Here is a 13545-nt window from a genome sequence, read left to right as displayed (position 1 = left end):
GCGGCGTGCTGGTGGAAAAGCGGCTTATCTTCAAGACGGTTGATCCCCTGCCCGTCCGCGACGTGCTCAGCACGTCCGGCTTCTGTGCGGACTGGCGGGCGAAGTTCGGCGACAAGGCATGGGATCTGCTGGAACAGGCTACCGGCAAGCTGAGCTGAAGATCAGCGACACGAGCCCTCCGCCAACTGCAGCCGGGCTTCTGTGCCCCTGATGGGACCTCCACGCCGTTCAGCGGCAGCGGCACCAGTAAAGACACCGGCCGGCTTCGCGCCGGCCCGTGTCTGGTGTCAGCGGCTACCTGAAGAAGAGGAAGAGAAGGATGATGATCGGGATCGGAACGCCCAGCAGCCACAGTAGAATGCCTCGGCCCATGATGACCTCCTGTTTCGATGTGAGATGAACCGCGCAGCAGGCTTGGGTGTTCCCGGCGACAGCGACGATCAGGCGGGCCACAGCGAAGATCAGAGACCCTAACTCCATCGTGCAGCGAAGCACGACCTGTGCCGCATCCTCGAAACGCGCGACAGCCCCGTCGCGCAACAATCGCTGGCGCAGCAGCAAAGTAAAAGAACGTACCCAGGAAACGCGCGGAATACTGACGCGTCGCGTTTATCGGCAGGAACATCGCCGGACGGGGGGCGTTTGCTGCCGACTGCAACATTTTTCGATTCACAGAGGCATCGAGCATGCCTTTCATGGAGTGTTCGCCTTGTTCTCTCGTCTTTCCAACCGGCAGATCACCCTTGCCTCCCTGGTCGCGGCCGGTGTCGCAGCCGCCGTCGCCAATGCTCTGATCGCGCGGGACACGGAGCGGCTGAACCCTCCCTCTGGCGCATTCATCGATGTGGATGGCGTGCGCCTTCATTACGTGGAGCGCGGCTTCGGCGAGCCTCTGGTATTGCTGCACGGCAATGGCGTGACCCTCGACGATCTCGATGCAAGCGGTCTGATGGCGGCTGCCGCCACCAGATATCGGGTCATCGCCTTCGATCGTCCCGGCTTCGGACACAGCTCACGTCCGCGCACCACGGTCTGGACAGCGGCCGCGCAGGCGGAACTCCTCCGCAAGGCGCTGCTCCAGCTCGGGGTTTCGCGCTGTCTTCTGTTTGGCCATTCATGGGGAGCCTGCGTCGCAGTCCGCTTGGCGGCGGACCATCCTGAGGCGGTGTCGGGTCTGGTGCTGGCGTCCGGCTATTACTTCCCGGATTTCCGCGCCGATGCGGTCGCGCTCGGCGGACCAGCCATTCCCGTTGTCGGCGACGTGCTCCGCTACACGGTTTCGCCGCTCCTTGCCCGGCTCACCTGGCGCCAGATGCTCCGAAACCTCTTCGCCCCGGCGAAAATTCCGGCGAAGTTCCGGGCCTTTCCACGGGACATGGCACTGCGCCCCTCCCAGCTACGCGCCGCCGCAGCCGAATCGATGCTGATGATTCCTGCGGCCTACAGCGCCAGCGAAAGGTATGGAGCGCTCACGATGCCGGTCGCCCTCGTCGCCGGCGAAGGCGATCGGGTGGTGGACATCGACAAGCAGTCTCGCCGCCTGCATGACCTGATCGCGGGCAGCTCGCTCAGGCGGGTCAAGGCCGGCGGTCACATGGTGCACCACACCGCGACGGCCGAAGTCATGTCCGCCATCGAAGAGGTCGCCAATGCCGCCCACGACGCGGGCGAACGCTTGGCTCCGAGGTCGCGTGCGTGACAGCCGCTGCACGGCTGGAGATCGGTCGCGCGACCTCACTTCCGGCGCGTGGGGCGCTCTCGTGATCGAGAGGGCGCCGTCAGCTTTCCACCCGGCCGGTCCGCGCTCTCCTCCTGGGCCAATTCGATCCACAGGGGGGCATGATCGCTTGCCTTCTCCCAGCCCCGCACGGCGCGATCAACCTCGGCTGCGGCCAGGCGGGGCGCGAGGCTCGGGCTCAGCAGAAAATGGTCCAGCCTCAGCCCTGCATTGCGCCCCCAAGCGTTCCGGAAATAATCCCAGAACGTGTAGAGGGCCTCGCCGGGATGCAGAGAACGCAGGGCATCGGTCCAGCCCTGGTCGACCATCGCCGCGAACAGTGCGCGGACCTCTGGCCGAAAGAGGGCATCGTCGCGCCAGCGTTCGGGATTGTACACGTCGAGGTCGGTCGGCATCACATTGTAGTCGCCGGCGAGCACCACCGGCACCTCAAGCTCCAGAAGCTCCTCCGCATAGGTGGTAAGGCGCCGGAACCAGTCCAGCTTGTAGTCGAACTTCGGCCCGGGCGCCGGATTGCCATTGGGCAAATAGAGGCAACCGATGAGAATTCCGTCGACCGCCCCTTCGATGTAGCGGCTTTGGCTGTCGTCCCCGTCTCCGGGCAGGCCGCGCCGCGTCTCGATCGGCTCGCGGCCTCTGGCGAGGATCGCGACCCCGTTCCAGCTCTTCTGGCCCTGCCAGATCGCGCCGTAGCCGGCCTTCTCGATCTCGCCGATCGGGAAGCGTTCGCTGGGCGCCTTCAGCTCCTGAAGGCAGACCGCGTCCGGCTGCGCTTCAGCGAGCCAACGCAGCAGGACCGATAACCGGCCGTTGACGCCATTGACATTGAAGCTCGCGATCTTCACAGCGGCAAAGCTTATCGCTTGCGGTCGCCCGTGTCGCCCTGACCGGCTTTGACCGAGGCTTTGGCGGTCTTGCGCACGTCCTGCGCCAGCGACTTGCCGACATCGTCGGATTCCCGGAACCGCCCCTGTTCGTCGCGCCGGACGTAGCGCTTGTCGGTGCCCGTATCGATGAGTTCGCGTTTGGCCATGACGTGCTCCCTTGGCTATGTAACGTAACGCCCGAGATCGCTTTCGGCTCCGTTCACGGCAAAGCTCGCGCAGTAAAGTGCATGTTGTCTATTGCTGGCCGGGCGGCCGGGAAAAATGCCAACGTCAGGATGAGCTGAGACGCTGCTATGACTCTCCGTTAAAAACATGGAAAATAGTGAGCTTATTGTAGTCTACACCCCCAAATGGTAACTCCCCTTTTACGGACAAGGCCGGTTCAAAACCTCCGTTTTACGCCCCATGAAAGGTTGCCATGCCCGTCAGCGACGAAGCCCACCCCCTGTGGGATGTGCACAACCTCAAGCGCGCCCTTCATGCCGCGGGGGTCGCCCTCTGGGCGTGGACCGTCGAAACCAACGCCTTCGCCATGGACGAGCAGGGGTTTGATCTGTGGGGTCTGCCGCAGGCGAAGAGCGTGACGTTCGAGGATCTCTCCTCCCGCATCCACCCCGCCGACCGCGACAGGGTGCAGGCGGCATTCACGGCCACGCGGGCATTGGTCGGCTCCTATGAGATCGACTTCCGTATTCTCCTCGGCGATGAGATCCGCTGGATTTCCGCCCGCGGTCTCGGCAATGACGAGGGGCTGCACCAGGGCCAGGTTTGGGGCGTTTTTCTCGATGTCACCGGCCGCAAGCAGGCGGAAGAGGGCCACGAGCTGCTGGCGGGCGAGATGAGCCACAGGGTGAAGAACCTGCTGGCGATCGCGGCCGGGCTCACCAGCCTGACATAGCGTTCGGCGACATCCGTGGAGGACATGGCGAGCGACCTTATCCAGCGGCTCACCTCCCTCGGGCGCGCTCACGATCTGGTCCGGCCGCTGGCGAAGGACCAGGGCCGGGCCGCGCTCCTGGGCGATCTGATTGCGGTCCTGCTTGCCCCCTATGACGACGAGGGCGCGTTCAGCGGGCGCATCCGGGTGGCGGTGCCACGGATGGGCATCGGCGAGCAATCCGCGACCGCCCTCGCTCTGGTCATCCACGAACTCGCGACCAACTCGCTGAAATATGGCGCCCTGTCGGTGTCATCGGGGATCCTGGACATCTCCGGATCGACCAACGGCGACGAGATCACCGTGGTGTGGACCGAGCGCAATGGGCCGCCTGTCGAGGTCAAGAGCGACGCGGGCTACGGAAGCCGGCTGCTCCGCGTAGGAAGCCGGCCACGACCGGCCAGAACAGTCGCCCCGCGCCTTGCGCCGCGAAGTAAAGCGCGAGCCCGATGCCGACGAAGCCGTAGAACGGCCCGACGATGCGCAAGTAAGAACTGCCTGCGGCCACCATGGCCGGTTCCGCGCTGAACAGGTACAGCCACGCCTCGGGGAAGAAGGCCGCGGCAAGCCCCACCGTTTCCGTCACGACGAAGGCGAGGCCCGCACCGGTCAGCGCGATATGCAGCGCGCGGTCGCCGCGCCCGGCACCGAGATTGGTGCCCACCATCGCCACCATCGGCGCACCGATGCCGAAGATGAGCGGGATGAGCAGGTACTCCAGATGAGCACGCCCGTGCCGAAGCCGGCGACCGCATCGACGCCGCCTTGAAGCGCGACGAGCGCCGTCGCGCCGCCGACGACGACATTGGTCTGGATCGACTGCAGCGACGACAGCGCCCCGACCCGCATGACCGAGCCGATGACCCGCCAGTCGAGCCGCACCCAGCGGAAGCGGGCGGGGTTGCGCCCGGAGAGGATGTAGGCGCCGAGCACCAGCGTGCCACCGAGATAATAGGCGATGAGCGCCAGCCCGCCCCCCGCGATGCCGAAGCCGGGAATGGGGCCGAAGCCGAAGATCAGTACCGGCGAGATCGGGATCAGCAGAACCACGCCGACGCAGATGACGATGGCCGGCAGCAGCATGTTGCCGGTGCCGCGCACGACGCTGGCGAGCCCGTTCATGGTCCGGGTCAGCGGCGTGCCGAGGAAGACGATTTGGAATAGATGAGCGCCGCCTCCAGCTCCGGCCCGGACCCGCCCATCGCCCCATAGATCTGTCGGCCGAACAGAAGGAACAGCGCGGCGAAGGCGAACCCGAAAGCAAGGCTCACCGCAATGGCGTGGAGCACCAGCGCATCCGCCGCCGCCTGCCTTCCCGCGCCGAGCGCCCGCGCCACGGCGGAGGAAATGCTGCCGCCCAGCGCGCCGGCCGACAGCGTCGTCATCAACATGACGGCCGGAAAGACCAGCGCCATGGCCGCGAGCGCCGCCGAGCCGAGCTTGGCCACGAAGAAGGTCTCGATCAGCCCGGCCGAGGCCTGCGCGAGCATAATGAGCACGTTGGGCCAGGCGAGCCTGATCAGAAGCGGCACGATGGGCGCTTCCACCAGCCGGCAGGTTCTGGCGTCGGCGGCTTGGTGTGCGGGCGTCGCGCTTAGCGCGGCAACGGCCGCTTCTGTCGGGGCGCGGTACATGGCGGGCCTCACATCGCTTCGAGGGCGAGGGCAATGCCCTGTCCACCCCCGATGCACAGGGTGACATGCCGCGCCTCAGCCCGTCGCGCCGCATGGCGTGGAGCAGGCGGGTGACGAGGATCGCTCCCGTGGCGCCGATAGGATGGCCGTGCGCCACCGCGCCGCCCTCCACGTTCACGATGTCCTCTGGCAGTCCCAGCTCGCGCGCGACGGCGATGGGCACGGCGGCGAACGCCTCGTTTATCTCGATGCGCTCGATGTCGCCGAGGGACCAGCCGGCATGCGCGAGCGCCTTGCGCACGGCCGGCACCGGGCCGAGGCCGAACAGGCCCGGCTCGACGCCGGCGACGCCAAAGCCCGCGAGCCGGCCAAGCGGCGCGATGCCCTTCGCCTCGGCGCACGAGCGCTTGGCCACGGCGCATGCCGTGACCGGCGTGTCGAAGATCTGGGTGAGACCGCCGCACGATTTGACACAGGCGATCACCCCGCTCATCGCCCTGACGGGCTGCACTTTAACAGAGGGAAGCCGGGCAACCGTCCCGCAGGCGGCCGCCAGGCTTATCCTTCAATGCACCCCATCACCCGCGCCCAATCGGAGGTCGTGCGTCGCCGCGAGCTGGGCCTCTGGCTGCTACCTCACCAGCGGGCAGCCGCTGTCCTTGACCGGGATGTAGGCTTCGGCGCCGGGCACCGTCTGGAGGAGCGTGAGATAATCCCACGGACCCTTGGAATCCTGAGGCTTCTTCACCTCGAAGAGGTACATGTTGTTAAATACACGCCCATTCTCGCCGATCTTCGCGTCCTTCATCATCATGTCGGTGACCGGCGTGGCGCGCATCTTGGCGGCCACCTTGTCGGCGTCGTCCGTGCCGAGGTCCTTCACCGCCTGGAGATAGTGGCGGACGGCGGAATAGACGCCCGCCTGGTTCATGGAAGGCTTGCGGCCGGTCTTGGCCTCGAACTTCTTCGACCAGGCGCGGGTCTCGTCGTTCATGTCCCAGTAGAACGAGTTGGACAGGATGAGGCCCTTCGCCACCGGCAGCGTCAGCGCGTGGATGTCGTTGATGTTGAGGAGCAGGCCGGCGAGCGTCTGCCCACCCTGCGGCAGGCCGAACTCGGTCGCCTGCTTCACGGAATTGATGGTGTCGCCGCCGGCATTGGCGAGGGCCACCACCTTGGCGCCCGACGCCTGCGCCTGCAGCAGGAAAGAGGAGAAATCCGAGGTCGCGAGGGGCACGCGGACGCCGCCCTTCACGGTGCCGCCCATGGCCTTCACCGTCTTGGATGCCTCCTCCTCCAGCGAATGGCCGAAGGCATAGTCGGCGGTGATGAAGAACCAGCTCTTGTCGCCCTTGGTCACCAGCGCGCGGGCGGTGGCCGCCGACACCGAGTGGGTGTCCCAGGTCCACATGAAGCCGTAGGGGCTGCACGCCTTGCCGGTGAGGTCCACCGAGCCGGGGCCGGACATGAGGAAGATGCGCTTGCGCTCCTTGGTGATGGCCTGCACGGCCAGCGCGGCGGCGGAGTTCGGCACGTCGGCCACCACGTCCACCTGCTCGGTGTCGATCCACTTGCGGGCGAGGCTCGCCGCCACGTCCGCCTTGTTCTGGTGATCGCCGACGATGATCTCCACCGGCACGCCGTTGATGGCGTTGCCGAACTCTTCCGCCGCGAGCCGGGCCGCCTGGGCCGAGCCCTCCCCGTTGATGTCGGAATAGACGCCGGCGAGATCGGACAGCAGGCCGATCTTGATCTTGCCGTCGGACATCTGGGCAGAAGCCGGCCCTGCGAGCGCGGCGACGGCGGTGCCGAGCGCCGCGGCAACCATGAGACCCTTCATGCGATTTCTCCCTGCGTTATGTTTGCTGAGCTTTGTTTGCTTGAACGCGTCGATGGAACCTTTCGGAGCCTTCAGCGGGCGACGTAGCCGCCATCCACCGCCAGCGTCGTGCCCGTGACGCCCGAGCCGGCCGGCGAGCACAGGAACACGACGGCCCCGGCGATCTCCTCCGCCGTCACCGGGCGGCGGATGGGCTGGTTCTGGAGGAACACCTCCTTCACAACGTCCTCGGGCGACAGGCCCGTGACCTTCGCCTGGTCGGCCACCTGCATCTCGATGATCGGCGTCATCACCATGCCGGGGCAGACGGCGTTGCAGGTGACGCCGGTCTCCGCCACCTCGATCGCGATGGATTTGGTGATCCCCACGAGGCCGTGCTTGGTGGCCACATAGGCCACCTTGTGCGGCGCGCCCACGAGCCCGAGCACGGAGGCGATGTTGACGATGCGGCCGAAGCGCCGCTCCGTCATGGAACCGATGACCGCCTTGCTGGCGTGAAAGGCGGCGGAGAGGTTCACCGCGACGAGGCGGTCCCACTGCTCGTCCGGAAAATCCGCCAGCGCCGAGACATGCTGGATGCCGGCATTGTTCACGAGAATGTCCACCGGGCCCAGTTCCGCGCACGCTGCCGCGACCAAAGCGCGGACCTCGGCCGGGCGGCTCACATCGGCGCCGTTATAGGCGATCTTCGTACCGGCGGCCGCGGCGAGATCGGCGCGGACGGCCTCGATCTCGCCCGCATCGCCGAGACCGTTGAGCATCACGTTGCAGCCCTCCCCCGCCAACGCCCGCGCGATGGCGAGGCCGATGCCGGAGGTGGAGCCGGTGACGATAGCGTTGCGGCCTTTCATGGTGTGGTCTCTCTCATGTGTCGTGAACGTCGAACCGGCGCAGATGGTCCGCGAGGCGCGTGCGCACCGCCTGCGCCTCCGCCTCGGTCCAGTCCCGGAAGCCCCCGCCGGTCTTCATGCCGAGGCGACCGTCGGCGACAAGCTCTTCCAGCAGCGGCAGGGGGCCGGGCGTGCGGTCGAGGTCGTGCAGGACATAGCGGTGGACCATCAGCGTCAGGTCCGTGCCAACAAGGTCGGCATTCTCCAGCGGGCCCAGCACCGCGAGGCGACGGCCGAAACTCTCCTTCACCACCTCGTCCACGGTCGCGGCATCGCAGACGCCGGCCTGAACGAGCGCGATGGCTTCGCGCCACAAGGCATGCTGCAGCCGATTGCCGATGAAGCCCGGTACGTCGCGGCGCACATGCACCGGCTTCTTTCCGATGCCGGCGAGGAGCGCCATCATGGCCGCGACCTCGGCGACGCCTGTGTCCTCGGCCTGCACCACCTCCACGAGGGGGATCTGGTGCGGCGGGTTCCACCAATGGGTGCCCATGGCCCGCCGCCGGTGGGCGAGCCCGGCCATGATCTGCATGATGGGAATGACCGAAGTGTTGCTGGCGAGCAGCGCGTGAGGCGGGGCGGCGGCCTCGATCTCCGCGAACACCCTCTTCTTCAGCTCAAGATCTTCCGGCACCGCCTCGATCACCACATCGGCGCCGGCCACCGCCGCGGCGAGCGTATCGGCGGGCGTCACCCGGTCCACGGCGGCGGGATCGGCACCCAGCCGTTCGAGACTCTCGCGGATGCGGCCGGGAACGCCGGCGCGGCGTGCCGGGTCGGCGTCGTGAATGGAAACAGGCAGCCCGGCACCGGCGAAGGCCTGCGCGATGCCATGGCCCATCAGGCCGGCGCCAATGACGGCGATCCTCTTCGGCTGCATTTCGTCCCGATGTCTTGCGCGCCCGCCGTCAGGGCGACCTGTTTTGCCTTGTCCCTGCGCAAGGCGCGTGCCAGCGGCCGGAGCGCCGCGCCGAACCAGCAAAATCAACGGATTGCGCAGGCGGCCCGGCCAAGCTCGACGTCAGATGTGTCCAGCATTCCGGACAGAGGCGCCTCGGACCTGCCGAGGTCCGTCAGCGAAGGGGCCGATTTGTCCATTGACAACGGCCCGCACGCCTGATGTCCAGATAACCGACATGCGCGTCCAGAAATGCGACACTCATCCATCGGGATTTGTCCCATGACCACCATCGCCGACGAACGCTTCGCCGCCGCCAGAGCGCTCCTGGGCATGGTGGAGGGCATGATCGACGGGGCGACCCTCGTCGATCGGGAGTCCCGGGTCGTCTGGTTCAGCGAGGGCCAGCTGGCGCTGCTCGGCAAGCCGGACCTTGCCGATCTGGTGGGGCAGGAGATCGAGCGCGTCATCCCCCATAGCCGGATGCGCGAGGTGGTGGAGACCGGCCATCCCCATCCCCTCGACATCATCCAGTATGGCGACCGCTGGCTGCTGGTGACGCGGCTTCCGCTTCGGGACGAGACGGGCGAGATCATCGGCGCCATCGCCTTCGCCCTCAAGGACAGCATTCCCTATCTGCGGCCCATCGCCGAGCGGCTCCATCAGATGCAGTCGCGACTCAGCCGGATGGAGCAGGCCTTCTCCGCCAAGCGGGCCGTGCGCTTCACCGCCGAGCACATCCTCGGCGCGAGCCCCGCCATGCGGCAGCTGGCGCGCCTGCTGCGCCGGGCGGGCGAGGTCGGGTCCGCCGTGCTGCTCCTCGGCGAGACCGGCACGGGCAAGGAAATGGCCGCGCATGCCATCCATGCCGCCTCCAAGCGCATGAGCCGGCCGTTCGTGGCCATCAATGTGGCGGCGGTGCCGGAAAACCTGCTGGAGGCGGAATTCTTCGGCGTGGCGCCGGGCGCCTTCACCGGGGCCGCCCGCCAGCCGAGGCCCGGCAAGTTCCAGATCGCCCACGAGGGCACGCTGTTCCTCGATGAGATCGGCGACATGCCGCTAGGCCTGCAGGCAAAGCTGTTGCGCGCGCTGCAGGATGGCGAGGTGGAGCCCGTGGGCTCCAACCAGCCGTTGCGGGTGGACGTGCGGATCATCGCCGCCACTAGCCGCCCCCTCGCCGACATGGTGCGTGCGGGCACGTTCCGGCAGGATCTCTATTACCGGCTCAACGTGCTGCCCATCCACCTGCCGCCCTTGCGCGAGCGGGCGGGAGACGTGGAACTGCTGGCCTCCCGCTTCAGCGAGCAGACCGCCGCCGCCTTCGGCGTCGCCATCCGTCCGCTGACGGCGGCCGCCGTGGCGCGGCTGGAGCGCCATGACTGGCCGGGCAATGTGCGCGAGCTCGCCAACGTCATCGAGCAGATCTATGTGCGCAGCGACGGGGCGCGGATCGAGGCGGACCATGTCGCGGACGTTCTTCCATCCGCAGCGCACGAGAACGAAGCGTCGCCGGTCCTTGATCTCGGCGGCGCCGTCGCCAGGCTGGAGCGCTCGATGATTGCCGACGCGCTGCAACAGGCGGCGGGCAATAAGCGGGAGGCGGCAAGATTTCTGGGCCTGTCGCGCAGCAGTCTCTACGCGAAGATCAAGCAATACGGGGCCGCGTGAGGCTGAAGAAGCGCTGGCCCGCGCGCTTCTCGGGTTCCGGCGGCAGCGGAGGGGCTCGCCATGTTTCGGTCCAAGCCGGGAGTGCGCACCACGCCCGTGGAAGGTAAACACGCCACCGTCGCGAACTCTGTCCAGGCTCGACGGTCGTCAGGTAACAGCCCGGTTTCGTGCACTGCCTGTCCTCAACTGCACGTCAGACCGAAGCCAAGGGCGTTTGCGCGCGAAGCCGGCACTATTTCTCGCCTTCTTTTTTTCGCGGTTCGCAATCGCATTCCCCCACTCCCCGCGCATTGATCTTGTGGCAGCGCGGGCATTCCCATCCGGGGCAGTAGGGCGGCAGCGTAGTATCCGGGACAGGCAGGCTCATGATGAGCGGGTCGCAGTGTTCGCAGCCTGGCGAGGGGCACGGGAATCGGGTGCAAGGATGCGGTATCATGGGGCCTCCCCCGCCTTTTTTGGCGCGGAGGTAAAATAACCAGACCCCGGTATTCTCACCAACGCGCTCGGCATACTTGGCCCATGCCGTTCGTTTTGGCGAGTACTTCTTCGTCGGCTTTCTCCGACTCTTCAGTCCCTTCATGCCCTGCAGGTATCAGCCTGGTGTATCTGAAATCGCCATCGGCCCAAGGGGACGCCGATGGACGCCGGCGAGGACACGGCCGGCCGTTCAGTCCGCGACGGCCTGGAGATAGGACGGGACGGGGATCGGCTTGCCCTTGGCGGTGATCTCGAAGCGGCGGAGCCAGCGCTCGACGGCGTCCCTCAGATGGGCCTCAAGGGCCTGCGCGGCCCGCTCCGGCTGGGCCTCCAGCAGAAGGTCGATGATCTCGATGTGCTCGTCCAGCGCCGCTACGATCAACCGGATGGGAATGCCCAGGAACGGATCGAAGAGGTGGCGGGTGGGGCCGAACAGGAGGTGCGTGCGCTTCAGGGCGCGCATGATCTCCGGGTTCGCGCAATAGCCGAGCAGCGTGATGTGAAGATCGGTTTCCGCCTCGTCGAAGCGCGTGCTGCTGATGGGTGTTTCTGCGCGAGTGGCGAGGACGCGGGCGCGCATGTCCGCCAGCACGGCGGCGGGCACGCGGGGCGCCGCCTGGCGCAAGGCCGCCGGCTCCAGCAGGCAGCGCAGCTCGTAGAGATGGCGGATGCGATCCGGCGTCATCTGCTCGGCGATCCAGTGGCCGGCATGATCCTTGGCGATGAGGCCGACGCCGTGCATCCGCGCCAGCAGGTCCCGGGTCACCGTCCGGCTGACGCCGAAATGCTCGGCCAGACGCAGTTCGTTCAGACGCACCGAACCGAACAGGGTGCGTACGAACAATTCCTGCTCGACCTCTTGATACATCCGCTCCCACTGCCGGGGCGCCGACATGTCCACGGGATCGAGCACCGCCGTGTCGGATGGTGCGCCGCCGGGAACCCGGTAGCCACGGCCTTCGAGCGGTTCCACCACGCCATCCCGGCGCAGCCGCTCCAGCGCCTGTCGGGCCGGCGACCGACTGATGCCGAAAGCGCGGACCACCTCCGCCTCCAGCAGGCGCTCGCCGGGACGGATCTGGCCGGCGGCGATCATCTCGCGGAGCTGGAGATAGGTCCGGTCCTGAAGGGAGCCGCCCGCCGCGGCGTCAGCGTCCTTGCCGGCTTTTTCAACCCCCATGGCCTGCTCCGTTCTCCCGGTTCCGCGCGGCATCGTTCGCGCCTATCGGCAGCGACAGCCCGATGCAAGAGGTCCGCACCCTTGACAGGACCCGTCGCATGGCTTCTAACATAAAACGTACTTTGAATCCAAAGTACGTTTTTGGCCACGCCTCAGGACAGCTAGAGTGATCTTCCCGGACGCGCCCATCACCTCGGTCGAGGACCTTCGCCGCCTGGCCGCCCGCCGGGTGCCGCGCATGTTCTACGACTACGTGGATTGCGGCTCCTGGACCGGTGCAACCTACCGCGCGAATGAGCAAGGCCTTGCTGCCATTCGCCTGCGCCAGCGCGTCGGCATCGACATCTCCCGGCGCAGCCTCTCCGGCCGCATGCTGGGCGAGGATGTCGCCATGCCGGTGGCGCTCGCCCCGACCGGTCTTGCCGGGATGCAGTGGGCGGACGGGGAGATTCTCGCCGCGCGCGCCGCGGAGCGGTTCGGCGTGCCCTTCACCCTGTCCACCGTCAGTGTATGCTCCATCGAGGACGTCGCCGCCCACACTTCGCGCCCCTTCTGGTTCCAGCTCTATCTGATGAAGGACCGGGCCTTCATGGAACGGCTCGTCGCCCGCGCCCATGACGCAGGCTGCTCGGCGCTGGTGCTCACCATGGATTTGCCCGTGCAGGGCCAGCGCCACCTCGACATCAAGAACGGGCTCTCGACCCCGCCGCGCCCCACGCTGCGCAATCTCGTCAACCTCGCCACCAAGCCGCGCTGGTGCCTGAACATGGCGCGGACGCAGCGGCGCACCTTCCGCAACATCGTGGGCCACGTGGAGGGGGTGAGCGATGCCTCCTCTCTGGCCCACTGGGTGTCCGAGCAGTTCGATCAGACCCTCAGCTGGGAGCACGTGCGGTGGCTGCGGCGCCTTTGGGACCGCAAGCTCATCGTGAAGGGCATCATGGACCCCGAGGACGCCCGGGCGGCTGCCCGCGCGGGGGTGGATGCCATCGTCGTGTCCAACCACGGCGGCCGCCAGCTCGACGGAGCGCCGTCCAGCATCTCCGCGCTGCCGGCTATCGCCGAGGCGGTGGGCGCGCGCACCGAGGTGCTGTTTGATGGCGGCGTCCGCTCTGGACAGGACGTGCTGAAGGCGCTGGCGCTGGGCGCAGGCGGCGTGCTCATCGGCCGGGCGTTTCTCTACGGCCTCGGGGCCATGGGCGAGGCGGGAGTGACGCGCTGCCTCGAACTCATCCGCCGGGAACTCGACCTGACCATGGCCCTGTGCGGCATCACCGACACGGCCGACGCCGCGCGCGCGTTGCTGGACGCGCCCGCTTATTCCGAACCCGCCGCGCGCCTTGCGGCGCCCGTCTGAACGACAAGCCCCGCGCGCCAGGGCAAGCCATAAAAG

The 13545-nt window shown here is 67.2% G+C and carries 15 protein-coding genes and 2 pseudogenes; 6 read left to right on the top strand and 11 right to left on the bottom strand.

Features of this window, described 5'->3' with window-relative positions:
* Positions 1–5: 5 nt before the first annotated feature.
* Positions 6–158, top strand: coding sequence for a hypothetical protein (locus tag J2126_RS16215; protein WP_209487925.1), 153 nt, complete (start codon positions 6–8; stop codon positions 156–158).
* A 136-nt stretch (positions 159–294) separates the two neighbouring features.
* Here the strand turns inward: J2126_RS16215 and J2126_RS16210 are convergent, their stop codons facing one another.
* Positions 295–561 carry a hypothetical protein gene (locus tag J2126_RS16210; protein WP_209490602.1) on the bottom strand — a complete coding sequence of 89 codons (267 nt, stop codon included), beginning with the start codon at positions 559–561 and terminating at the stop codon, positions 295–297.
* Between the two features lie 139 nt (positions 562–700).
* On the opposite strand from J2126_RS16210, the gene J2126_RS16205 reads away from it, so the two are divergent.
* Positions 701–1699 (top strand): alpha/beta fold hydrolase, encoded by a 999-nt coding sequence (locus J2126_RS16205; RefSeq protein WP_209487924.1) that lies wholly within the window; start codon positions 701–703, stop codon positions 1697–1699.
* Between the two features lie 35 nt (positions 1700–1734).
* On the opposite strand, the gene xth is transcribed toward J2126_RS16205, so the two are convergent.
* Both xth and J2126_RS16195 read right to left on the bottom strand, forming a co-directional pair.
* Complete coding sequence (xth, locus tag J2126_RS16200) at positions 1735–2583, bottom strand: exodeoxyribonuclease III (RefSeq protein WP_209487923.1); 849 nt, start codon at positions 2581–2583, stop codon at positions 1735–1737.
* A gap of 11 nt (positions 2584–2594) precedes the next feature.
* Positions 2595–2771, bottom strand: coding sequence for a hypothetical protein (locus J2126_RS16195; RefSeq protein WP_209487922.1), 177 nt, complete (start codon positions 2769–2771; stop codon positions 2595–2597).
* 272 nt (positions 2772–3043) lie between these two features.
* Between J2126_RS16195 and J2126_RS25800 the strand changes: the two genes are divergently transcribed.
* Both J2126_RS25800 and J2126_RS25795 read left to right on the top strand, forming a co-directional pair.
* Positions 3044–3523, top strand: a complete 480-nt coding sequence (locus tag J2126_RS25800) for a PAS domain-containing protein (protein WP_348634322.1) — start codon at positions 3044–3046, stop codon at positions 3521–3523.
* 12 nt (positions 3524–3535) lie between these two features.
* Positions 3536–3676: pseudogene (locus tag J2126_RS25795) on the top strand (histidine kinase); the annotation flags it as partial.
* Between the two features lie 226 nt (positions 3677–3902).
* Here J2126_RS25795 and J2126_RS25385 read toward each other — a convergent pair.
* From J2126_RS25385 to J2126_RS16160, 7 genes and pseudogenes are all read right to left on the bottom strand, one after another.
* Positions 3903–4229 carry an MATE family efflux transporter gene (locus J2126_RS25385; RefSeq protein ID WP_245327385.1) on the bottom strand — a complete coding sequence of 109 codons (327 nt, stop codon included), beginning with the start codon at positions 4227–4229 and terminating at the stop codon, positions 3903–3905.
* Positions 4172–4684 (bottom strand): hypothetical protein, encoded by a 513-nt coding sequence (locus J2126_RS16185; protein ID WP_209487921.1) that lies wholly within the window; start codon positions 4682–4684, stop codon positions 4172–4174. Before J2126_RS16185 ends, J2126_RS25385 begins: the two co-directional genes overlap by 58 nt.
* 8 nt (positions 4685–4692) lie before the next feature.
* Positions 4693–5196, bottom strand: coding sequence for an MATE family efflux transporter (locus J2126_RS16180; RefSeq protein WP_209487920.1), 504 nt, complete (start codon positions 5194–5196; stop codon positions 4693–4695).
* A gap of 8 nt (positions 5197–5204) precedes the next feature.
* Positions 5205–5620, bottom strand: a pseudogene (locus J2126_RS16175) (acetyl-CoA C-acyltransferase); the annotation flags it as partial.
* Positions 5621–5827: 207 nt separating this feature from the next.
* Positions 5828–7036, bottom strand: a complete 1209-nt coding sequence (locus tag J2126_RS16170; protein WP_394030007.1) for an ABC transporter substrate-binding protein — start codon at positions 7034–7036, stop codon at positions 5828–5830.
* Between the two features lie 71 nt (positions 7037–7107).
* Positions 7108–7887, bottom strand: a complete 780-nt coding sequence (locus J2126_RS16165) for a 3-hydroxybutyrate dehydrogenase (RefSeq protein WP_209487919.1) — start codon at positions 7885–7887, stop codon at positions 7108–7110.
* Positions 7888–7900: 13 nt separating this feature from the next.
* Complete coding sequence (locus J2126_RS16160; protein ID WP_209487918.1) at positions 7901–8809, bottom strand: 3-hydroxyacyl-CoA dehydrogenase family protein; 909 nt, start codon at positions 8807–8809, stop codon at positions 7901–7903.
* Positions 8810–9109: 300 nt separating this feature from the next.
* Here J2126_RS16160 and J2126_RS16155 point away from each other — a divergent pair, with 300 nt between their 5' ends.
* A complete protein-coding gene (locus J2126_RS16155; RefSeq protein WP_245327383.1) occupies positions 9110–10495 on the top strand; it encodes a sigma-54 interaction domain-containing protein in 1386 nt (461 codons plus the stop codon).
* 667 nt (positions 10496–11162) lie between these two features.
* Here J2126_RS16155 and J2126_RS16150 read toward each other — a convergent pair.
* Entirely contained in the window at positions 11163–12152 is a 990-nt protein-coding gene (locus J2126_RS16150; protein ID WP_209487917.1) for a GntR family transcriptional regulator, read from the bottom strand.
* Positions 12153–12321: 169 nt separating this feature from the next.
* On the opposite strand from J2126_RS16150, the gene J2126_RS16145 reads away from it, so the two are divergent.
* Complete coding sequence (locus tag J2126_RS16145; protein ID WP_209490225.1) at positions 12322–13509, top strand: alpha-hydroxy acid oxidase; 1188 nt, start codon at positions 12322–12324, stop codon at positions 13507–13509.
* The last annotated feature ends 36 nt before the right edge of the window (positions 13510–13545 follow it).

The sequence above is a fragment of the Xanthobacter flavus genome (genome assembly GCF_017875275.1).
Classification (GTDB): domain Bacteria; phylum Pseudomonadota; class Alphaproteobacteria; order Rhizobiales; family Xanthobacteraceae; genus Xanthobacter; species Xanthobacter flavus_A.
The sequence above is the reverse complement of the archived record's forward strand: the minus strand, read 5'-3'. Positions and strand labels throughout refer to the sequence as shown.

Excerpts from the sequence above, each read along its gene's own strand:
- J2126_RS16195 (WP_209487922.1), bottom strand. The coding sequence starts at position 2,771 with ATGGCCAAACGCGAACTCATCGATACGGGCACCGACAAGCGCTACGTC.
- J2126_RS25800 (WP_348634322.1), top strand. The coding sequence starts at position 3,044 with ATGCCCGTCAGCGACGAAGCCCACCCCCTGTGGGATGTGCACAACCTC.
- J2126_RS25385 (WP_245327385.1), bottom strand. The coding sequence starts at position 4,229 with ATGGTGGGCACCAATCTCGGTGCCGGGCGCGGCGACCGCGCGCTGCAT.
- J2126_RS16185 (WP_209487921.1), bottom strand. The coding sequence starts at position 4,684 with ATGAACGGGCTCGCCAGCGTCGTGCGCGGCACCGGCAACATGCTGCTG.
- J2126_RS16180 (WP_209487920.1), bottom strand. The coding sequence starts at position 5,196 with ATGTACCGCGCCCCGACAGAAGCGGCCGTTGCCGCGCTAAGCGCGACG.
- J2126_RS16170 (WP_394030007.1), bottom strand. The coding sequence starts at position 7,036 with ATGAAGGGTCTCATGGTTGCCGCGGCGCTCGGCACCGCCGTCGCCGCG.
- J2126_RS16165 (WP_209487919.1), bottom strand. The coding sequence starts at position 7,887 with ATGAAAGGCCGCAACGCTATCGTCACCGGCTCCACCTCCGGCATCGGC.
- J2126_RS16160 (WP_209487918.1), bottom strand. The coding sequence starts at position 8,809 with ATGCAGCCGAAGAGGATCGCCGTCATTGGCGCCGGCCTGATGGGCCAT.
- J2126_RS16155 (WP_245327383.1), top strand. The coding sequence starts at position 9,110 with ATGACCACCATCGCCGACGAACGCTTCGCCGCCGCCAGAGCGCTCCTG.
- J2126_RS16150 (WP_209487917.1), bottom strand. The coding sequence starts at position 12,152 with ATGGGGGTTGAAAAAGCCGGCAAGGACGCTGACGCCGCGGCGGGCGGC.